The organism is Pseudomonas siliginis (assembly GCF_019145195.1).
GTDB classification, from domain to species: domain Bacteria; phylum Pseudomonadota; class Gammaproteobacteria; order Pseudomonadales; family Pseudomonadaceae; genus Aquipseudomonas; species Aquipseudomonas siliginis.
This window is the reverse complement of sequence record NZ_JAHSTW010000009.1, coordinates 166,982-186,826: the sequence shown is the minus strand read 5'-3', so window position 1 is coordinate 186,826 and position 19,845 is coordinate 166,982. Positions and strand designations below refer to the sequence as shown.

General features: G+C 61.3%; 17 protein-coding genes. 2 read left to right on the top strand and 15 right to left on the bottom strand.

The genetic code is table 11. The features are described from left to right. Window positions 1–33 precede the first annotated feature (33 nt). From KVG87_RS18875 to KVG87_RS18820, 12 genes are all read right to left on the bottom strand, one after another. Window positions 34–435: a hypothetical protein gene (locus tag KVG87_RS18875; protein WP_125918125.1), complete on the bottom strand. Its 402-nt coding sequence runs from the start codon at window positions 433–435 to the stop codon at window positions 34–36. Between the two features lie 132 nt (window positions 436–567). After that, a complete protein-coding gene (locus KVG87_RS18870) occupies window positions 568–1,260 on the bottom strand; it encodes an anti-sigma factor (RefSeq protein WP_217852018.1) in 693 nt (230 codons plus the stop codon). Then, window positions 1,257–1,784, bottom strand: a complete 528-nt coding sequence (locus KVG87_RS18865) for a sigma-70 family RNA polymerase sigma factor (RefSeq protein WP_217852016.1) — start codon at window positions 1,782–1,784, stop codon at window positions 1,257–1,259. The genes KVG87_RS18870 and KVG87_RS18865 overlap by 4 nt, the downstream gene beginning before the upstream one ends. A 161-nt stretch (window positions 1,785–1,945) precedes the next feature. After that, window positions 1,946–2,467 (bottom strand): DUF3455 domain-containing protein, encoded by a 522-nt coding sequence (locus tag KVG87_RS18860; RefSeq protein WP_016775383.1) that lies wholly within the window; start codon window positions 2,465–2,467, stop codon window positions 1,946–1,948. Between the two features lie 170 nt (window positions 2,468–2,637). Then, on the bottom strand, window positions 2,638–4,272 hold the full coding sequence (locus KVG87_RS18855; protein WP_264082223.1) for an ABC transporter ATP-binding protein: 1,635 nt from the start codon (window positions 4,270–4,272) through the stop codon (window positions 2,638–2,640). Window position 4,273: 1 nt separating this feature from the next. Continuing rightward, window positions 4,274–5,296 carry an ABC transporter permease gene (locus KVG87_RS18850; protein ID WP_217852012.1) on the bottom strand — a complete coding sequence of 341 codons (1,023 nt, stop codon included), beginning with the start codon at window positions 5,294–5,296 and terminating at the stop codon, window positions 4,274–4,276. After that, window positions 5,296–6,360 carry a microcin C ABC transporter permease YejB gene (locus tag KVG87_RS18845; RefSeq protein WP_217852010.1) on the bottom strand — a complete coding sequence of 355 codons (1,065 nt, stop codon included), beginning with the start codon at window positions 6,358–6,360 and terminating at the stop codon, window positions 5,296–5,298. The genes KVG87_RS18850 and KVG87_RS18845 overlap by 1 nt, the downstream gene beginning before the upstream one ends. Before the next feature lies 1 nt (window position 6,361). Further along, entirely contained in the window at window positions 6,362–8,227 is a 1,866-nt protein-coding gene (locus KVG87_RS18840; RefSeq protein WP_217852008.1) for an extracellular solute-binding protein, read from the bottom strand. A gap of 228 nt (window positions 8,228–8,455) precedes the next feature. After that, on the bottom strand, window positions 8,456–11,167 hold the full coding sequence (locus KVG87_RS18835) for a TonB-dependent receptor (protein WP_217852005.1): 2,712 nt from the start codon (window positions 11,165–11,167) through the stop codon (window positions 8,456–8,458). A gap of 211 nt (window positions 11,168–11,378) precedes the next feature. Beyond that, complete coding sequence (locus KVG87_RS18830; protein WP_041477201.1) at window positions 11,379–11,780, bottom strand: ExbD/TolR family protein; 402 nt, start codon at window positions 11,778–11,780, stop codon at window positions 11,379–11,381. Beyond that, on the bottom strand, window positions 11,780–12,487 hold the full coding sequence (locus tag KVG87_RS18825; RefSeq protein WP_041477200.1) for a MotA/TolQ/ExbB proton channel family protein: 708 nt from the start codon (window positions 12,485–12,487) through the stop codon (window positions 11,780–11,782). The genes KVG87_RS18830 and KVG87_RS18825 overlap by 1 nt, the downstream gene beginning before the upstream one ends. A 45-nt stretch (window positions 12,488–12,532) precedes the next feature. Next, window positions 12,533–13,357 carry a TonB family protein gene (locus KVG87_RS18820; RefSeq protein WP_217852003.1) on the bottom strand — a complete coding sequence of 275 codons (825 nt, stop codon included), beginning with the start codon at window positions 13,355–13,357 and terminating at the stop codon, window positions 12,533–12,535. A gap of 1,072 nt (window positions 13,358–14,429) precedes the next feature. Here KVG87_RS18820 and KVG87_RS18815 point away from each other — a divergent pair. After that, window positions 14,430–15,053, top strand: a complete 624-nt coding sequence (locus KVG87_RS18815) for a glutathione S-transferase N-terminal domain-containing protein (RefSeq protein WP_073471360.1) — start codon at window positions 14,430–14,432, stop codon at window positions 15,051–15,053. 178 nt (window positions 15,054–15,231) lie between these two features. On the opposite strand, the gene KVG87_RS18810 is transcribed toward KVG87_RS18815, so the two are convergent. Then, the gene (locus KVG87_RS18810; protein WP_056788691.1) at window positions 15,232–15,672 is read right to left on the bottom strand and encodes a CBS domain-containing protein; all 441 of its coding nucleotides are present in this window, start codon (window positions 15,670–15,672) and stop codon (window positions 15,232–15,234) included. A 358-nt stretch (window positions 15,673–16,030) separates the two neighbouring features. On the opposite strand from KVG87_RS18810, the gene KVG87_RS18805 reads away from it, so the two are divergent. Beyond that, complete coding sequence (locus tag KVG87_RS18805; protein ID WP_217852001.1) at window positions 16,031–18,391, top strand: DNA polymerase II; 2,361 nt, start codon at window positions 16,031–16,033, stop codon at window positions 18,389–18,391. On the opposite strand, the gene KVG87_RS18800 is transcribed toward KVG87_RS18805, so the two are convergent. Together KVG87_RS18800 and KVG87_RS18795 are read right to left on the bottom strand one after the other, a co-directional pair. Beyond that, window positions 18,356–18,826, bottom strand: a complete 471-nt coding sequence (locus tag KVG87_RS18800; protein ID WP_217851998.1) for a DUF1810 domain-containing protein — start codon at window positions 18,824–18,826, stop codon at window positions 18,356–18,358. The two genes, KVG87_RS18805 and KVG87_RS18800, sit on opposite strands and share 36 nt — an antisense overlap. Before the next feature lie 24 nt (window positions 18,827–18,850). Further along, window positions 18,851–19,672: an aldo/keto reductase gene (locus KVG87_RS18795; RefSeq protein WP_217851996.1), complete on the bottom strand. Its 822-nt coding sequence runs from the start codon at window positions 19,670–19,672 to the stop codon at window positions 18,851–18,853. Between the last annotated feature and the right edge of the window lie 173 nt (window positions 19,673–19,845).

The following is a 19,845-nucleotide window of genomic DNA, read 5'->3' as shown; positions in this document are numbered from 1 at the left end:
GTTTCTCTGCGGTGTTGCGCTTGCAGTCATGCATCAGGCAACACGGCGTTCGATCAGACGATCCGAACCACCTTCAGCAACGCGGCGTTCGATCAGACGATCCGAACCACCTTCAGCAACGCGGCGTTCGATCAGACGATCCGAACCACCTTCAGCAACGCGGCGTTCGATCAGACGATCCGAACCACCTTCGGCAACACGGCGTTCGATCAGACGATCCGAACCACCTTCGGCAACGCGGCGTTCGATCAGACGATCCGAACCACCTTCGGCAACGCGGCGTTCGATCAGACGATCGGAACCACCTTCGGCCAGACGGCTTTCGATCAGCTTGTCCGAACCGCCTTCGGCGATCATGGTGTGCGCCGGGGTGGCGGCGAAAGCGTTAACTGCGAAAACCGAGAAAGCGATGCTGAGAAGAGTCTGGCGTTTCATGATGGTGTGCTCCGGGGTGTTGTTGGTTGGTATGGAGCTGATGTTACGCCCGGAATTTTTTATGAGAACTTCATTGCCGTGATGGTGAACATCGACGTCGATGATGGTTGCGGACAACCGCGTAGCAGAGCCTCAGAGCACCTTCACCGCACGCCCGATCGCCTGAATCGGCCCGGTCGGTTTGCCGATCGGTGAGCCGTTGGCGCCTTCCAGCGTCAGCTCAAACAGCTGGTTCGGCTGCAACGGCGGCAGTTTGTCCAGCGGCACCGACAACGCCTGCCCCGGCTTGACCAAGCCCAATGACACCGGCCCCGACCAGCCGTCAGCCTTGGTCCAGAACTCCAGCGCCTTGTCCGCCGGCACCTCGACCACGCCCAGTGGAATCAACTGAATCTCCCGCGCATTGCTCGCCTGAATCACCCAACCCGGCGCCTTGTCCTGCGGCGCCACCAGCACCACCAGATAACTCGGTTTCGGCGCAGTCTGCGTCAGTAGCATCGTGCCCAGAATCAGCGTCGCAGCCAGGCCCGCCGCACTCAAACCGCGCCACAGTGGCAGCAGATTCCACCACGAAGTCAGTGGTTTCTTCACCGTCAGCCGTTCGAGACTGCGCTCGATACGTGGCCATAACTGCGCCGAGGGTTGCTGAGGTTCGGCCAGATCGGTCAGCTCCAGCAGACGTCGCTCCCATGCGTCGACTGCCGCGCGCAACTCAGGATCGTTCGGCAGCCGCCGTTGCGCCTCGATGCGCTGCTCGAACGACAAGGTGCCGAGCACGTATTCGCCGGCCAGTTCATCCCGTTCCTGCGCTGATTCGCCGGTCATCCCATGCACTCCCGCAAAGCATTGAGGCTGCGCTTGATCCACGCTTTGACCGTGCCCAGCGGCGTGTCGAGGCGCGCGGAAATCTGCGCGTGGCTGTAACCGTCGACGTAGGCATGGAGGATGCAGCTGCGCCGCAGCGGTTCCAGTTGCTCGAGGCAGCGATGAATGCGCGCCGAGTGAACATCGACCGCCTCATCAGGCGCGGCGGCCTCATGTTCTTCGCTGAACGGCGTTTCCCGACTTTGCTTGCGCAACTGATTCAAGGCCAGGTGCCGGGTCACGCTGAACATCCAGCCCCGCGCCGAGCCGCGCGCCGGGTCGAAGCCGGCGGCGCCGTTCCAGATCTTGATGAATGCCTCATGCACAATGTCCTCCGCCAGCGCCGTATCGCGCACCAGCCGTTTGGCCACGCCGAGCAGGCGCGGGCCTTCCTGCACATACAAATCGCGCAAAGCCGCGCGCTCGCCCCGGGCACAGGCGGCGAGGCGGGCTTCGTAATCGAAAACGGATTCGGGTAAAGGCATGGGGTGCAATCTAGCTCACATTTCCCAAACATCCAGAGGCATGGTTCCCTGTGGGAGCGAGCCTGCTCGCGAATGCGGTGGGTCAGAAAGTAATAAGGCGACTGACACTCCGTCTTCGCGAGCAGGCTCGCTCCCACAGGATTGTGCACTGCTTCCGAATATCAGTTCGCCGCCCAGAAAATATAATCCGCCTGGTACTTCACCACTTCCTGCTTGCCCTTGTTTGCCATAGTGCACTCACTGCCCGGCGCGACGCCGCCCTTGAGCGCGACACGCTGGATATAGCTGACCCCGGTCATCGCGCCTTTGCCCTCGGCCGGATTGGCCTTGACCAGTTGATAGGGCAGGTTGCCCGGGCTCGACGGTGCCACGGCGAGTTGCGTGCCGGTGACTTTCGAACCGTCCTTGGCTTGCCACGTCGCTGGCGGGCCGAAATAGGTGCCGACCTGTTTGCCGCTGCGATCATTGAGCACCGCTTTCGGGCCGACAAAGGTCCACTCGGTCTGCCCGGCCATATTGGGTTTGTCGCGGCATTCGTAGGTGATCTCGCCAACCCCGGTGGTTTCCAGAGCAATCTTGTGCCCGTCCGGCACCTTGATCGCGTCGGGATAACTGCTCTGGGCGAAGGTGGTCGCGGTGAAGGCGAGCAAACCGGTGAAGCCAATCAGCTGGGTGATGTTCATCCGATGATTCTCCGAAAAGGGTAGGGCGCTGACAGCACCAGAGTGGGCTGTTACAGGGACTACCCGTGGCGGAGGCGATTGGATGCAGTGCCGGAAAAATAAATTTCAAACACCACCGATCAAACCTGTGGGAGCGAGCCTGCTCGCGAAAGCGTCGGGCCAGCCAGCACTTATGTGACTGATGCACCGCATTCGCGAGCAGGCTCGCTCCCACAAGGTTCTTCATCAGGCTTCAGGCCGGAGGCTTTCAGGAGTTCCTGGGTGTACGGATGTTTCGGCGCAGCGAAAATCTCCCGCGACGAGCCTTGTTCAACCACCTTGCCGTCCTTGATCACCATCAAGTCATGCGCCAGCGCATGCACCACCGCCAGATCATGGCTGATGAAGAGGTACGTCAGCCCATGCCTGATCTGCAACTGGCGCAGCAACTCCACCACTTGCTTCTGCACCGTGCGATCCAGGGCCGAGGTCGGTTCGTCGAGCAGGATCAGCGCCGGTTCCAGCACCAGTGCGCGGGCGATGGAGATGCGCTGGCGCTGGCCGCCGGAAAACTCGTGGGGGTAGCGATGGCGGCTTTGCGGATCGAGGCCGACTTCCTCCAGCACGCGAATCACCGCTGCCTCGCGCTCGGCCTCGCTGCCGATGCCGTGGGTCAGCAAGCCTTCGGCGATGATCTGCTGCACCGACATGCGCGGGCTGAGGCTGCCGAACGGGTCCTGAAACACCACCTGAATCTGCCGGCGCAACGGGCGCATCAGGCGCTGATTGAGCAGGCTCAACTGCTTGTTGCCGAAACGGATATTGCCCTCTGATTCGACCAGTCGCAGGATCGCCTGGCCCAGCGTCGACTTGCCAGAACCCGACTCGCCGACGATGCCCAACGTCTTGCCGCGTTGCAGGGTAAAACTGACCCCGTCCACCGCTTTGATGTAATCCTGCTGACGGCTGAAGAGTTTTTTCGGCAGGGGAAACCACACCTTCAAATCATCGACTTCCAGCAGGTTGTGCTCGTATTCACTGGGCACTGGCGCGCCGCTCGGTTCAGCCTCGATCAACAAGCGGCTGTAAGGATGTTCCGGCGCCTGGAACAGCGTCTCGCAATCGGCCTGTTCAACGATCTCGCCTTGACGCATTACGCACACACGCTGAGCGATTCGGCGCACCAGATTGAGGTCATGGCTGATCAGCAACAGCGACATGCCGAGGCGCTGCTGCAACTCGATCAGCAGCTCAAGAATCTTCTGCTGTACGGTCACGTCCAGCGCTGTGGTCGGTTCATCGGCAATCAACAATTCCGGCTCGTTGGCCAATGCCATGGCGATCATCACCCGTTGCCGCTGCCCGCCAGAGAGTTGATGCGGATAGGCTTTAAGTCGCTGCAGCGGCTGGCGAATACCGACCAGCTCCAGCAACTCCAGGGTCCGCGCGCGAGCGGCGCGGCCCTTGAGGCCCTTGTGGATTTCCAGCACTTCGCTGACTTGCTTTTCCACCGTGTGCAGCGGGTTCAGCGAGGTCATCGGCTCCTGGAAAATCATCGCAATGCGATTGCCGCGCAGACCACGCATCTGCTGTTCACTGGCGTGCAGCAAATCCACGCCGTTATAGCGAATCGCGCCGCTGCTGCTGACGCTCTTGCCAGGCAGCAGGCGCAGGATCGAATGCGCCGTCACCGACTTGCCCGAGCCGGATTCACCGACCAGCGCCAGACACTCGCCACGGCGAATATCGAGGTTCACACCGTGCACCACTTCCTGCCCGGCGAAGGCCACGCGCAGGTCGCGGATCTCGATTAAATGGTCTTGCATGTCAGCTCCTCGGATCAAAGGCATCTCGGCACGCTTCACCGATGAAAACCAACAAAGACAGGATCAGCGCCAGGGCAAAAAACGCTGTCAGCCCCAGCCACGGTGCCTGCAGATTGCGTTTGGCCTGGCCGATCAACTCGCCCAGCGACGCGGTGCCGGCGGGCATGCCAAAGCCGAGGAAATCCAGCGCGGTCAGGGTGGCGATGGCGCCGGTGAGAATGAACGGCAGGTAGGTGAGGGTGGAAGTCATGGCGTTGGGCAGAATGTGCCGGCGCATCAGTTCGCTGTCGGTCAGGCCCAGCGCCCGCGCGGCTTTCACGTATTCGAGATTGCGCCCCCGCAGGAACTCGGCGCGCACCACGTCGACCAGCGCCAGCCAGGAAAACAGCGCCATGATCCCCAGCAACCACCAGAAACTCGGCGAGACGAAGCCGGAGAGAATGATCAGCAGATACAGCACCGGCAACCCCGACCAGATTTCCAGTACGCGCTGCCCGAGCAAGTCGACCCAGCCGCCGTAATAACCCTGTAAAGCCCCGGCGAGAATGCCGATCAACGCGCTGATGGCGGTGAGGATCAGCGCAAACAGAATCGAAATCCGCGTGCCGAAAATCACCCGCGCCAGAACATCGCGGGCCTGATCATCGGTGCCCAGCCAATTGCTCGATGACGGCGGGCTGGGCGCCGGTTCGGTGAGGTCGTAGTTGACCGTGTCGTAGCTGAACGGGATCGGTGGAAACAGCATCCAGCCGCCCTGATCCTCGATCAGTTTGTGCACATAACTGCTGGCGTAATCCGGTTGGAACGGCAACTCGCCGCCGAAATCGGTTTCCAGATAATCGCTGAGGATCGGAAAGTAAAAGGTGTCGTGGTAGCGGATCACCAGCGGCTTGTCGTTGGCGATCAGCTCGCCACCGAGGCAGATCAGGCACAGGCCGATAAACAGCCACAGTGACCAGCGCCCACGGCGGTTGGCCTTGAATTGCGCGACGCGGCGCTGGCCCAGAGGCGACAGTGTGAACATCAGGCAGTCCTCGCCGAGAAATCGATGCGCGGGTCGAGCAGGGTGTAGCAGAGGTCGCCAATCAGCTTGATCAGCAGGCCGAACAGGGTGAACAGAAACAGCGCGCCAAACACCACCGGATAGTCGCGCGACACCGCCGCTTCGTAGCTCATGCGCCCGAGGCCGTCGAGGTTGAAGATGGTTTCAATCAGCAGGGAGCCAGCGAAAAACACTTCGATCAGCGCCGACGGCACGCCGGCCACCACCAGCAGCATGGCGTTGCGAAACACGTGGCCGTAGAGCACGCGCCGCTCGGTCAGGCCCTTGGCTCGTGCGGTGATCACGTACTGCCGGCTGATCTCGTTGAGAAAGCTGTTCTTGGTCAGGATCGTCAGCGTGGCAAAGCCGCCGATCACCAGCGCCGTGACCGGCAGCACCAGGTGCCAGAGGTAGTCGCCGACCTTGCCCAATGTGCTGAGGCTGTCGAAGTTGTCCGACACCAGCCCTTGAACCGGAAACCAATTGACGTAACTGCCCCCGGCGAACACCACGATCAACAGAATGGCGAAGAGAAACGCCGGCATCGCATAACCGACGATGATCGCGGTGCTGCTCCAGACATCGAAGGCACTGCCGTTCCTGATTGCCTTGCGAATGCCCAGCGGGATTGAAATCAGGTAGGTGATCAGCGTCGCCCACAAGCCCAGCGACAGCGACACTGGCAGCTTCTGCACGATCAGGTCGGTGACCTTGGCGCCGCGAAAGAAGCTGTTGCCCAGATCCAGTTGTGCGTAGTTTTTCAGCAGCAGCCACAGGCGTTGGTGCAGCGGTTTGTCGAAGCCGTAATGGTGTTTGATTTCCTCGATCAGCGCCGGGTCCAGCCCACGGCTGCTGCGCCCGGCACCGCCGACCGCCGCGACTTCGCCGCCACCGCCCATGCTGTGTCCGCCAAAGCCTTGCAGGCGGGCGATGGCTTGTTCCACCGGCCCGCCGGGTGCGGCCTGCACGATAAGAAAATTCACCACTAGAATGCACAACAGCGTGGGGATGATCAGCAGCAAACGGCGACTCAGATAACGCAGCATGTCACTGGCCTCCCGCAAGCTGAGCGCTCATCTGCTGCGTCGTCAGCGGCCTGGCCGAAACTTCCCACCAGGTGTTGAGGCCCTCGTCATACGAAGGTTGCACGGCGGGCATGCCGAAGCGGTTCTGATACACCGTCGGCGTGCCTTTGGAGTAGTAGTTGGGAATCATGTAGTAACCCCATTGCAGCACCCGGTCGAGGGCGCGGGCGTAATGCACCATGGCTTCGCGGCTGTTGGCCTGGACCAGCCCGTCAATCAGTTGATCGATTGCCGGATCGGCCAGCACCATCGCGTTCGAGCTGCCGACTTGCGTGGCACTTTGCGAGCCGTACAGGCTGTACAACTCGCGGCCCGGGGACACGATCGGATCGCCACTGCGCGGGAAAGCGCAGACGATCATGTCGTAGTCGCGGGCGTTGAGGCGGTTGATGTATTGCGCCGAATCGATGCGGCGCAGATTGAGTGTGATGCCGATCTGCGCGAGGGTGCGTTTGAACGGCAGCAGCATGCGATCGAAGCCGCCCTGACCATCGAGAAAGGTGAATTCCAGCGGCTCGCCGGCGGCGTTGACCAGACGATTGTTTTTCGCCGTCCAACCGGCTTCGGCGAGCAGCTTCAGCGCTTGCAATTGCTTGTCGCGGACGTAGCCGCTGCCATCGGTTTTCGGCGCTTCATAGACCGTGGTGAACACCTCGTCAGGGACCTTGCCGCGCAACGGTTCGAGAATCTTCAATTCTTCGGCGTCGGGCAGGGCGCTGGCGGCCATTTCACTTTTGGGCCAGAAGCTGTTCTGACGCACGTAGAAGCCGCGCATCATCTGTTTGTTGGTCCACTCGAAATCCCAGAGCAGGCTGATCGCCTGACGCACGCGGCGATCCTGGAAGAACGGGTTCTGCAGGTTGAACACGAAGCCCTGAGCGGCGGTGGGTTTGTCCGGGGCGAGGATCGACTGTCGCAAACGACCGTCGCGCAATGCCGGGCTGTCATAGCCGACCACATAACCGGACGAGGAGAACTCGCGGTTGTAGTCGAACGCGCCGGCCTGCAACAGCTGGCGGGCGACGTCGGTGTCGCCGTAGAAATTCACCGTCAGGCTGTCGAAGTTGTACATGCCGCGACTGACCGGCAGGTCCTTGCCCCACCAGTCCGGGTCACGCTGGAAACTGATGCTGCGCCCGGCGTCGACTTTGCTCACCCGGTACGGGCCGCTGCCCAGCGGTGGCTCGAAGCCGCCACCATTGGCGAAGTCGCGGGTTTTCCACCAGTGCTCGGGCAGCACGCGCAGCGTCGCCAGATCCAGCGCGAGGGTGCGATTGAGGTTGTTCTTGAAGGTGAAACGGACCTGCCGTGGACCTTCGACCAGCACGTCCTGCACGTCGGCGTATTGCTGGCGGTAACTCAGGCTGCCCTTGGTCATCAGCAGGTTGAAGGTGTAGCGCACGTCTTCGGCGGTGATCGGCGTGCCGTCGGCAAAACGTGCCTTGGGGTTGAGGGTGAAGCGCACCCACAAACCCTCCGGATCACGCTCGATCTGCTGCGCGACGAAGGCGTAAACCGTGTAGGGCTCATCCAGCGATCGGAACGCCAGCGGCGCGTATACCCAGTCATTGACCTGCACCACCGAAATGCCCTGATCGGCATACGGCGTGATGTAGTTGTATTGACCGATCTCCATCGACGCACGGCTGAGCGAACCGCCCTTGGGCGCGTCGGGGTTAACAAAATCGAAATGCTTGAAGCCGGCCGGATACTTCGGCGCCTCGCCATACACCGTCAGCGCATAACTGCTGGCGGCCAGTGCCGAAGCGCCGGAGCACAGCAGCGCACTGCCGAGCAGCAGGCCAGCCATGTTGCGCAAAAAACTCATGAAGTCACCCTTGAAATCCCTGAAGGAACCCGGACCCCCGGTGGGAGCGAGCCTTTGTGGCGAGGGGATTTATCCCCGATCGGCTGCGCAGCAGTCGCAAGATCAACGCATGCGGTACTTCTGATGCTCCGCGTTGGCAGGTCTTGGGGGCGCTTCGCACCCCATCGGGGATAAATCCCCTCACCACAAAGGCTCGCTCCCACAGGGGGACATGTGTTCTGTTTCCGGTTAGAAGTGGTAAGTCATGCGCGCAAACAATGTCCGGCCCAGCGGGTCGGTGTAGCGCGGGTCATAGCCGCTCTGGAAGTTGTAGGCCTGGTTGGAGAACGGCGGGTTGCGGTCGAACACGTTCTTCATCCCGGCATCAACGTCGAGCACTTTGTTGAAGGTGTAGCCGGCCGACAGGTCCCACACCGAATACGAGGCCACGCGCGAATGGGTGTCGCGGTCATAGTCGTTGTAACCGGTGGTGAAGCGGTTGGTCAGCGCTGCTCGCGCCGCACCGAGGCTCCAGCTGCCGGTGAGGTTGTGCTTCCAGCGCGCGATCACGCCGTCACCCTGAAAGTCGCCGACCTTGTCGGTGAACGGGCCTTTGATGGTGCTCTGGAAGTCGTACTCGTCGACATAGGTGCCTTGCAGGCCGAGACCAAACTGACCGTACGGCGTGTTCGGGAAGCGATAGTCGAGCGACACGTCGACACCGTTGGTCTCGACGATGCCGAGGTTGGCGTTGCCGGTAACGATGTAGTTGAGCGTGCCGTCGGCGTTGCGCACGAAGCGGTCCGGGTAGGAGCCGGCCTGATCGAACACGGTGGATTCCGGGAACGGCTGGATCTGGTTGGAGATGTGAATCCACCAGAAATCCAGACCCACGGAGAGGTTGCTGATCGGCTGATAGACGAAGCCCAACGTCACGTTGCGCGCCTTCTCCGGGGCCAGATCTTCGTTGCCGCCAATCTGGTTGAGGAACTGCTGACCGCAATCGCGGCCGCCGTTGCCGCCTGGTTGCACTACGCCGCCGGTACACAGCACGGGATCGTTGTAGAAACCCTGGGTGAAGGTGATGCTGCGCGGCGAATACAGTTCATACAGCGACGGCGCGCGGAAACCTTCGCTGTAGGCGCCACGCACCACCAGCTCTTTCAACGGCTGATAACGGAACGAGTATTTCGGGTTGGTGGTGCTGCCGAAGTCGCTGTATTTGTCGTGGCGCACAGCGGCGGACAATTCAAGGCTGTCGAGCACCGGCACGTTGAGTTCGGCATAGGCGGCCTTGACGCTGCGGTCGCCCTCGACGCTGCCGGCCGGGTCGATGCCGAGGCTCTGGATGTCGCCGGCAAACTCTTCGAAGTCCTGATGGAATTTCTCCTTGCGGTACTCGCCGCCCAGCGCCAGACCGGACGGACCTGCGCCGAACCAGTCGCCGATTTCACGGCTGACGCGACCATCGAACCCGGCGACGCGACCCACGGCTGTGGAGTAGGCGCCGTGGTACGCGGCGGCATCGATGTACTGCTGGCCGGCAGCGGTCTGCGGGCCGAACGGGTTGAGCAGACCGCTGGCCAGGCCGTCAATCATCGCCTGATCGCTGACATAGCCACTGGTGACGCTGGAGACGATTTTGTTCTGGTTGTACGAGGCGCCGACGTTGTAATCCCAGCCGCCAACCAGACCATCGAAGCTCAGCAGAAAGCGTTGGCTGGTGTTCTGGTCTTTCGATTCACGCGGGCCGGCAGCGGTTTCACGCCAGTTGACATCGACCGGCTGCGTCGGGTCGAGGGCGAAATCGGTCGGCGCCGGGGTGATGCCGTTGCCGGGGTAGTAGGGCGACGATGAATCCAGGCTCAGACCAGTCAGTGGCGCCGGGCCGACGGCGACGGCGTTGTTGTTGCGCGACCAGAAATATTCAAGGTTGGCGTTGTGATCATCGCCGAGCTTGGCGGTAGTCTTGCCGAAGAACGAGGTCTTCTCGGTCTGTGGCACCAGATCGATGTATTCACGGGTGCTGAAGCGGCACAAGCCGTCGCGGGCGATCAGGTTGGGGCCGTTGCAGTTGCTGTTGGCCAACGGGTTGGTGGCGTTGCCGTTCTGGCTGTAGTTGCCGGGGAACGCGGTGCCGGAGGTCTGATCGAGACCGCGACCGGGCGCGTAGTCGGTGGCGAAGGAGCGGTCGTTGGCGTCGAGGTTCTGCTGCTTGTTGTAGTTGAACACGCCGAGGACGTTGAAGCGGTCTTCTTCCAGATCGCCGTAGCCCCAACTGGCGCTCATGTCCTTGGTCGCGCCGCCACCGCTGTGGGTCGGCGTTTCGCCGCCCAGGGTCAGGGCGCCATCGGTGAGAGATTTTTTGGTGATGAAGTTGATCACACCGCCGATGGCGTCGGTGCCGTACAGGGCCGAGGCGCCGTCGCGCAGCACTTCCACGCGCTCGATGGCGGCGAACGGGATCATGTTCAGGTCCACCGCGCCGCCGGCGGAGTTGGTGCCGGACAAGGCATTGTTGGCCAGGCGTCGACCGTTGAGCAGCACCAGAGTCTTGTTCGCGCCGATGCCGCGCATGTCGGCAAACGACGCACCGCCAGTGGCCGCGCCGACGGAGCCGGCGCTGTTGTTGATCGACTGGCTGCCGGTGATGCGCTGCACCAGTTCGGCGGTGGTGGTCACGCCCTGTTTGCGCAGTTCCTCAGCCTTGAGAATGGTGATCGGCACCGCCGTTTCCGCATCGACCCGGCGAATCGCCGAACCGGTCACTTCGACCCGTTGCAGTTGCGTGGTCGGCGCCGCCACCACAGCGGCTGCCGGCGTGGCGCTGTTGTCGTCCTCGGCCGCTTGCACGGTCCCGGCGCCCATCCCCATGGCCACCAGATACAGCGGAACGAAACGGTGGCGAGACATCGTTGCCACCAAAGGTTTGAGCGTGAAGCGTGGAGTGTTCATCAGCATGGTTGTTTCCGATTTTCAGACGTTATCGAATTGGCCTTGTGAGCCGCTCATTGCTCCGCTTCCGGTGATACCGCGCGCGGAAAACCACTTTCTTCAAGCAAGCCGATCCCCTCCGAAGACGCGTGGCGTTTTTTCGGTCGGCCGGGTGCGACGGGATTTCTTTTTTTCAGCGGCGCCGGGCGGGTGTTTCAACACCCATCCGGCACCGCACTCAGTGGGTGGTCATCACCGAAATCTTGCTGATGCCAGAGCGCTCGATCGATGCCATGGCCTTGGCCACCTGGCCGTAATTGACGGCGGCATCGGCCTGCAACTGCACGCGCACGTCGGCGTCCTTGGCCTTGACCTCCTTGAGACTGGCCTCAAGGGATTCCGGGGCCAGTTCGGTCTTGGCCAGATAGAACTTGCCATCCTGATCGACGCTGACCACCACTGGGTCTTTCTTTTCGGCAGGGGCCACGGCGTCGGTTTTCGGCAGGTTGACCTTGATCGCGTTGGTCATTAGCGGCGCGGTGACAATGAACACCACCAGCAGTACGAGCATCACGTCGACCAGCGGCGTGACGTTCATTTCGCTGAGCACTTCATCGCTGTCTTGAGTGGAAAACGACATCAGCTGGCCTCCCGCACGGCGGTGGTGCTTTTGCTGGCAATGGCCTGGCGGCTGATGGAAAAGGCACTGCGTGAGGCGAGGGCGTCGAAGTCGTGGGCGAAGTCGTCCATGTCCGCCGAGGCGAGTTTCAGCCGACGCAGGAAGAAGTTGTAGATCAGCACCGCCGGCACCGCGACGGCGATGCCCACGCCAGTGGCGATCAGCGCGTGGCCGATAGGCCCAGCGACCGCCTCAAGGCTGGCCGAGCCGGTTTCGCCGATGCTTTGCAGGGCTTCCATGATTCCCCACACGGTGCCGAACAGGCCAATGAACGGCGCGGTGCTGCCGATACTGGCGAGAATCGCCTGGCCGTTCTCCAGCGAGCGACGTTCTTTCTGGATCTGCTGGCGCAGGTTGCGTTCCAGGCGATCGGAACGGTTGATGGTGTGCGCCAGTTGCTGCGTGGTGCGCGGCGAATCTTCCACCAGCAGGGCTTCGAAACCGCTGCTGGCGATGCGCGCCAGCGAGCCCGGATACTGGCTGGCGTGTTCAGCGGCGGTGAGCAGGTCCGGCGCGCTCCAGAAGGCTTTGGCAAACTGCTTGTTCTGCGCTTTCTGGCGCAGGTACTGGGCCGACTTGACCAGCAGGATCGCCCAACTGACCACGGAAAACAGCACCAGACCCCAGAGCACACCGGGGACAATCATCGAAGACAGTGAATCGTTCATGGCTACACCTCGCTTGCGTTAATCAGTAATGAGTCGGTTGTGCCGTCATTGCGGCAATTTGAAATCGATGGTCTGGGTGGCGAAGCCGTCGATCGGCGTGTCACCGCGCTTGGCGGGAATGAACTTCCAGTTCTTCACCGCCGCGACGGCCGCCTCATCCAGTTGCGGCTTGCCGCTGGACTTGGTCACCGTCACGCTGCCGGCACGGCCGTTGGCCAGCACCTGAATGCGCAGCACCACGCTGCCTTCCCAATTGCGGCGCAGCGCCAGCGACGGGTATTCCGGCGGCGGGTTGCCAAGGCTGGCCAGGCCGGAAATCGCCGCCGATTCCTTGACCGGAGCGGGCGCAGCAGGTGGTGCCGGTGGTGCGCTCGGTGTTGTCGGCGCCGCAGGTGCGGCAGGTTGCGCCGGGGCCGGCGGCGCTTTCGGTGGCTCGACTTTCTTCACCGGTTTGGGTTTCTCGACCGGTTTTGGTTTTTCGATTGGCTTGGGCTTCTCCACCGGTTTGGGCGGCGGCTTGACCGCGTCCTCGTCTTCCACCGGCTGCTCGGGTTCCGGCGGCGGTGGAGGCGGGGGCGGCGGTGGTGGTTCCGGTGTTGGCGGGGCCGGAGGCGTCGGGCTGGTCAGCTCGACGGTCATTTCCGGAATTTCCGGCGGCGTCGGCAGTGGCTCCGGCCGCGCCTGATGGAAGAACCACCACGCGCCGCCGTGTATCAGCGCCGACACGGCGATCAGCAAGAGCATCTGTGGTTTGTTCAACCCGCCGGGTCGTGACGTATTGGCTGTAAACGCCGGCCTGCCCGTTGCCGGCGGGACCGGCGCTTGCCGCAACGGCCCCGGCAGGGTTTTGTGCTTTACCGCATCGTTCATTAAAGCTCCCTCGGGTCAGATGAAGGGCAATAAGGTGCCGTCCGAACATATGGCTGATGTTCGAGTGAGTGGGTGCAACTTTCTTCAAGGTGTACGCGGGCCGATAGTTGGACTATCTGTTTAAACGGCCTCGAACAAACTTAATGGCTTAGTAGCATCTATATCGATTGTTCATTATCCATTCCGTGGCTTGTTGTTGTGTGGAGTCGTGAGCTGTCTCAGGTTTGTTACAGTTTGCAACAGGTGTGCCAGATGTTGCTGAAACGGGTTGAACGCATATCTTCGGTGTTACTGATGTCGCATTTATATAAGTTTCAGTTTCGCCCACTGTTTATTCGGCGCGAAGCGGTCCTCAAGTCCTCGCAGAAGGGCTTTTTCCAGAGCGAGTCAGAGGGAACGCTGTATCACGCCAATCGGCGGGATAGAGCGGCTGCTCGGTGATCAGGCTTAGCACCTATCGGTGCGTAGCGAATCGATTTGGTGCAGGTCAGTCATTCAGCGGTTCACAGGACATGTTCCTTATTTTGATTCTGGAGTATTGGTTAACTGCATCACATTCGGGCGTGCGCTTTTGGTGCAACTTCAATGACGGAAAGTCATTGTTCGACAATCTTGTTGTTGTGCCTTTTATTAATTTTCGTATTTAAAAAATAAATAACACTTGGCGCCCGGCGATCGCTCGATCGCCAGGCACGCAAAGTGTGCATTGGGTTTCAGGTAATAAAGGAGAAACGCGCCAGGCTGAATAGGCTCGGCTGAACTTGGGGCTGGATTTGCGAGTGAGTGGGGTATGTCGTACGGCGGAGCATTTGAAGATTCACGGGTGAACTCCTTATTGCCAGCTCGGACAGGCGAACTTTTGGTTCGCTGTCGCACCTTACAAGAACGCGGATAGCGTTCGATGAATGCTCTTGGTGCGGGATGGGCACCGCCAGCGCTGATTGGCGAAGGTTGATTTCGCAAGTCGGCAGTGCATGGGAAAAACGTGCCAATCACGACACATATGCAGAATTTTCTACGTCAGGCCAGCCAGCCATCTACCCTGTGCAAAGGCCTTATCGGGGGAACGGACATGTACCAGCTCTACGGGCACAAGAATTCCGGCGCGGCTGCCATCGAGGCGGCACTGGAGTTGTGCCAGATCGCCTATCGCTTCATTGATACCGAAGCCAGCGCCGAGGCCGACGAGGCGCTGGGCAAACTCAATCCGCTGAAACAGATACCGACCCTGCAACTGCCGGACGGCAGCGCCATGACCGAAAGTGCGGCGATCCTGATTCACCTGGGCCTGACGTTTCCCAAGTCCGGCCTGCTGCCGAGCAAGGCAGCCGATCGTGATCAGGCGATTCGCGGCCTCGCCTATATCGTCAGCAATTGCTACGCGGCGGTCGGCATCATCGATTACCCCGAGCGCTGGCTGAGCACGCCCGACGAGAGCGCACGGCAAAACCTGATCGCCGGCACCCGCCAGCGCCTGCACTTCAGTTGGGAGGTATTCGCCGATCAGTTTTCCGGGGAGCTGTATCTGGATGATGAAACGCCCGGTGCACTGGATGTGCTGGCGGCCGTGGTGAGCCGCTGGGCCGGCAGCCGCGAACACCTGCGCCAGACCCGCCCGGGCTTTTATGCTTGGCTGCAAAGGATCGACCGACACCCGGTGCTGGCACCGGTGTTTGAGCGGCATTGGCCGGCCTGACAGGCGAGATCGTTCCCACGCTCTGCGTGGGAACGCCTCAACGGACGCTCCGCGTTCGGCTTTAGAGGGACGCGGAGCGTCCCAGGCTGCATTCCCACGCAGAGCGTGGGAACGATCATCACTGACCTGGCGCATTCGCGAGCAGGCTCGCTCCCACAAGGGGATCACGGCGGTGGGCTCAGTCGCCGCGAATGTACTGCTCCAGCTGTTTGATCAGCTCGGCCTGTTCGGCAATCGCTTCCTTCACCAGATCGCCGATCGACAACAGGCCGATCAACTTGCCGTCCTCGACCACCGGCAAGTGGCGCAGGCGTTTGTCCGACATGATGCCCAGGCAGGTGTCGACGGTTTGTCGGGTATCCACGGTGATCACGTCCTTGACCATGATGTCGCGTACTGGCGTGCCCACCGAAGAGCGCCCGTGCAGTACCAGTTTGCGTGCGTAGTCGCGCTCGCTGATGATGCCGACCACTTTGTCGTCTTCGACCACCAGCAAGGCGCCGACGTTTTTCTCGGCCATCTTCATCAGCGCTTCGAGCACCATGTGATCGGGTTTGATCTGGTGCACTTCCTGATTTTTCTGATCTTTGAGCTTGAGCAGTTGGGCGACGGTCTTCATGGCGGTTACTCAGGTGTTGTCGTTGTTCATCAAGCATCGTAGACCCAGCCGCGCAGAGCAAGGTGGCAAAGCGGCAGTTAGCGTGCAAAAAACGCCATTTGCCGGAAAAAACATCTTTGTATCGGTGAATGAAGCATCTGTGGCGAGGGGATTTATCTGTAACAAGGGGGATTATCTGTGGCAGAGGACTTATCTGTGGAGATGGGATTTATCTGTGGCGAGGGGATTTATCCCCGCTGGCCGCGAAGCGGCCCCGCTTTTAATGAAAGGGCCTGCTGCGCAGGCCAAAGGGGATAAACCCCCTAGCCACAAATGGCGCGTAGAATGCCGGCCACTTCCAATTTTCGAGGTCGCATTGGTGGATTTACAGCAGGGCTTCGTCCTGACCCGGCATTGGCGCGATACGCCGGCCGGCACCGAAGTCGAGTTCTGGCTGGCAACGGACGCCGGGCCGCGCCGCGTGCGTCTGGCGCATCAGCCGTCGGTCGCATTTATTCCCGCCGCACAGCGAGAAGCAGCCGAGCGTCTGCTGCACGATGAAAAGAATGTAGAGCTGCGACCGTTGGCCTTGCTCGATTTTCAGCATCGTCCTGTGCTCGGTCTGTATTGCCAGCAGCACGGCCAGTTGATGCGCCTCGAAACCGCGCTCAACCGCGCCGGCGTCGACGTCTTTGAAGCCGACGTGCGCCCGCCGGAGCGCTATCTGATGGAGCGCTTCATCACCGCGCCGGTGCTGTTTGGCGGCACGCCTGATGCTGACGGCGTACTGATCAACGCCCAACTGAAACCCGACCCCGATTACCGGCCGAAACTGCGCCTGGTCTCACTCGACATCGAAACCACCGAAAACGGCGAGCTGTATTCCATCGCTCTGGAAGGCTGTGGCGAGCGCCAGGTGTACATGCTCGGCGCGCCGAATGGCGACGCGAGCATTGTCGATTTCGACCTCGAGTACTGCGACTCGCGCACGCTCATTCTGAAGAAACTCAACGACTGGTTCGCCCGCCACGACCCCGACGCGATCATTGGCTGGAACGTCGTGCAGTTCGATTTGCGCATCCTTCACGAACACGCGCGGCGTCTTGGCGTGCCGCTGAAGATCGGTCGTGGCGGCGAAGAAATGCAGTGGCGCGAGCACGGCAGCCGCAATCACTACTTCGCCTCGGCAGCGGGGCGGCTGATCATCGATGGCATCGAGTCGTTGCGTTCGGCGACCTGGAGTTTTCCCTCGTTCAGCCTGGAAAACGTCGCGCAGACCCTGCTCGGCGAAGGCAAGGCGATCAATAACCCATACCAGCGCATGGACGAGATCAACCGCATGTTCGCCGAGGACAAACCGGCGCTGGCCAAGTACAACCTCAAGGACTGCGAACTGGTCACGCGGATCTTCGCCAAGACCGAACTGCTGACGTTTTTGCTCGAACGCGCCAGCGTTACCGGTTTGCCGGCCGACCGCAGCGGCGGTTCCGTCGCCGCGTTCACCCATTTGTACATGCCGTTGATGCACCGTCAGGGCTTCGTTGCACCCAATCTGGGCACCAATCCACCCCAGGCCAGCCCCGGCGGGTTTGTCATGGATTCACGGCCGGGGCTTTACGAATCGGTGTTGGTCCTCGATTACAAAAGCCTTTACCCGTCGATCATCCGCACCTTTCTGATCGACCCGGTGGGCTTGATCGAGGGCCTGCAACACCCGGACGACGCTGACTCGGTGCCGGGCTTCCGTGGCGCCCGTTTCTCGCGCACCCGCCATTGCCTGCCGTCCATCGTGGCGCGGGTGGCCGAAGGGCGCGAAACCGCCAAGCGCGAGCACAATGCGCCGCTGTCCCAAGCGCTGAAGATCATCATGAACGCCTTCTACGGCGTGCTCGGCTCCAGTGGTTGCCGTTTTTTCGATACCCGGCTGGCCTCGTCGATCACTTTGCGCGGCCACGAAATCATGCTGCGCACCCGCCAGTTGATCGAAGAACAGGGCCACGCGGTGATTTACGGCGACACTGATTCAACCTTCGTCTGGCTGCGCCGCCTGCACGGCCAGGAAGAAGCAGCGCAGATCGGCCACGCGCTGGTCAAGCACGTCAATGATTGGTGGAGCGCGCATGTGCGCGAGGAATACGGGCTGGAAAGCGCGCTGGAATTGCAGTTCGAGATTCACTACAAGCGCTTCCTGATGCCGACGATTCGAGGCGCCGAGGAGGGCAGCAAGAAGCGCTACGCCGGTCTGGTCACCCGCGCCGATGGCAGCGAGGAAATGGTCTACAAGGGCCTGGAAACCGTGCGCACCGACTGGTCGCTGCTGGCGCGGCAATTTCAGCAGGAGCTGTATGAGCGGATTTTTCAGCGCAAGCCGTATCAGGATTACGTGCGCGACTACGTGCGCAAGACGCTCGCTGGCGAGTTCGACGATCGGCTGATCTACCGCAAGCGTCTGCGCCGCACTCTCGACGATTACGAACGCAACGTACCGCCGCACGTCCGCGCGGCGCGGCTCGCCGACGACTACAACGCCGAGCAGGGGCGGCCCCGGCAGTATCAGAACGGCGGCTGGATCAGCTACGTCATCACCCTGGCCGGCCCGGAGCCGCTGGAAGTACGCCGCGCCGCCATCGACTACGACCACTACATCACTCGGCAGCTGCAACCAGTGGCGGATGCGATTCTGCCGTTTGTCGACGACGACTTCTCAACCCTGATCGGTGGGCAGCTGGGCCTGTTTTGAGTCGAGCAATTGCAGCGTCCATTCATCGAGAATGCCGTGGAAGTAACGCTCCAGTGCCTGATGGAACAGACTGTCCTCGGCGCTGAACTGGGCGAACAGGGTCATCGAAGAATGAAATTTCAGGTCATCGGGGTGGCCAAACATTTCTGCAATCGAGCGCTGCGGCACATTCAGCACCAGTTGCGTGCAGGTGCGCAGCCGCGCCCCGAGCAGGTCGTGGGCCAGATAAGCCTGGGCTTCTTCGGCTGAACCAATGGCGAAGCGTCGGGCCATCTCGCTGCCGCCCAACCCGGCGAATTGCGGGAAGACGAACCACATCCAGTGGCTGCGCTTGCGGCCGGTCTCGAGTTCACGCTGGACCCGGTCGAACACCGGGTCCTGTGCCTGGACAAAACGTTGCAGGTTGAACGGGTCGTGCAGATCTGTGCTTCTCATGGCGAAGCCCTCGCAGTCGGCAGCTCAGACCATGGCCAGGCGCTGCTTGCGTTGAGGCGCCGGGAACACCTTGTCCAGCGCCGCCAGATCCCCGGCGTCCAGTTGCAGTTGGGCCGCCTCGGCATTGAGTTGCACATGCTCCGGGCGCACAGCCTTGGGAATCGCAATCACGCCGTCCTGACGCAGCAGCCACGCCAGCGAAACCTGCGCCGGGGTGGCGTTGTAACGACTGGCAATGTCTTGCAGAACTGGCTCGGCGAGCATCGCGCCGCCCTGGCCGATCGGACAGTACGCCATCAACGGCAGGCGCTGATGCTGGCACCACGGCAGCAGATCGTATTCGATACCGCGCTCTTCGAGGTTGTACAGCACCTGATTGGTGGCGCAGGCCGAGCTGGAGAGTTCTTCGAGGTCGTCGACATCGAAATTCGACACCCCCCAACGGCCGATCTTGCCGTCCTCGCGCAGGCGTTCGAAGGCTTCGACGGTTTCCTCCAGCGGATACTGACCGCGCCAGTGCAGCAGATACAGATCGATGTAGTCAGTGCCGAGCCGACGCAAACTGCGCTCGCAGGCTTGCGGGATGCCCTGGCGGCTGGCGTTGTGCGGGTAGACCTTGCTGACCAGAAAGACTTGATCGCGCAAACCGGCGATGGCTTCGCCGACCACCGTTTCGGCACCGCCCTCGGCGTACATCTCCGCGGTGTCGATCAGGCTCATGCCCAGCTCGATGCCCGTGCGCAGCGCTGCCACTTCACGGCTGTGCGCCGAACGATCCTCGCCCATGCGCCAGGTGCCCTGACCAATTACGGGAACCTGCACGCCAGCCAACTCAAGGGTACGCATTCAAACCTCCTGCCTTAAAGAGTCGATATCTTTAGTGGGCAGCAGGATAGAGCAAGGGTTCCCGGAAGGAAGGAGGAGTCAAGGATGAAACCGGTCAATCGTGGCGAGGGGATTTATCCCCGCTGGGCTGCGAAGCAGCCCCAAAAACCTGCAATAGAACGCTGTCTGATACA

Coding starts and splice junctions, on each gene's coding strand:
- KVG87_RS18810 (WP_056788691.1), bottom strand. CDS start 15,672: ATGAAGACCGTCGCCCAACTGCTCAAGCTCAAAGATCAGAAAAATCAG.
- KVG87_RS18840 (WP_217852008.1), bottom strand. CDS start 8,227: ATGAGTTTTTTGCGCAACATGGCTGGCCTGCTGCTCGGCAGTGCGCTG.
- KVG87_RS18845 (WP_217852010.1), bottom strand. CDS start 6,360: ATGCTGCGTTATCTGAGTCGCCGTTTGCTGCTGATCATCCCCACGCTG.
- KVG87_RS18865 (WP_217852016.1), bottom strand. CDS start 1,784: ATGCCTTTACCCGAATCCGTTTTCGATTACGAAGCCCGCCTCGCCGCC.
- KVG87_RS18820 (WP_217852003.1), bottom strand. CDS start 13,357: ATGAACGATGCGGTAAAGCACAAAACCCTGCCGGGGCCGTTGCGGCAA.
- KVG87_RS18815 (WP_073471360.1), top strand. CDS start 14,430: ATGTACCAGCTCTACGGGCACAAGAATTCCGGCGCGGCTGCCATCGAG.
- KVG87_RS18835 (WP_217852005.1), bottom strand. CDS start 11,167: ATGCTGATGAACACTCCACGCTTCACGCTCAAACCTTTGGTGGCAACG.
- KVG87_RS18795 (WP_217851996.1), bottom strand. CDS start 19,672: ATGCGTACCCTTGAGTTGGCTGGCGTGCAGGTTCCCGTAATTGGTCAG.
- KVG87_RS18850 (WP_217852012.1), bottom strand. CDS start 5,296: ATGTTCACACTGTCGCCTCTGGGCCAGCGCCGCGTCGCGCAATTCAAG.
- KVG87_RS18875 (WP_125918125.1), bottom strand. CDS start 435: ATGAAACGCCAGACTCTTCTCAGCATCGCTTTCTCGGTTTTCGCAGTT.
- KVG87_RS18855 (WP_264082223.1), bottom strand. CDS start 4,272: ATGCAAGACCATTTAATCGAGATCCGCGACCTGCGCGTGGCCTTCGCC.
- KVG87_RS18870 (WP_217852018.1), bottom strand. CDS start 1,260: ATGACCGGCGAATCAGCGCAGGAACGGGATGAACTGGCCGGCGAATAC.
- KVG87_RS18830 (WP_041477201.1), bottom strand. CDS start 11,780: ATGTCGTTTTCCACTCAAGACAGCGATGAAGTGCTCAGCGAAATGAAC.
- KVG87_RS18825 (WP_041477200.1), bottom strand. CDS start 12,487: ATGAACGATTCACTGTCTTCGATGATTGTCCCCGGTGTGCTCTGGGGT.
- KVG87_RS18860 (WP_016775383.1), bottom strand. CDS start 2,467: ATGAACATCACCCAGCTGATTGGCTTCACCGGTTTGCTCGCCTTCACC.
- KVG87_RS18800 (WP_217851998.1), bottom strand. CDS start 18,826: ATGAGAAGCACAGATCTGCACGACCCGTTCAACCTGCAACGTTTTGTC.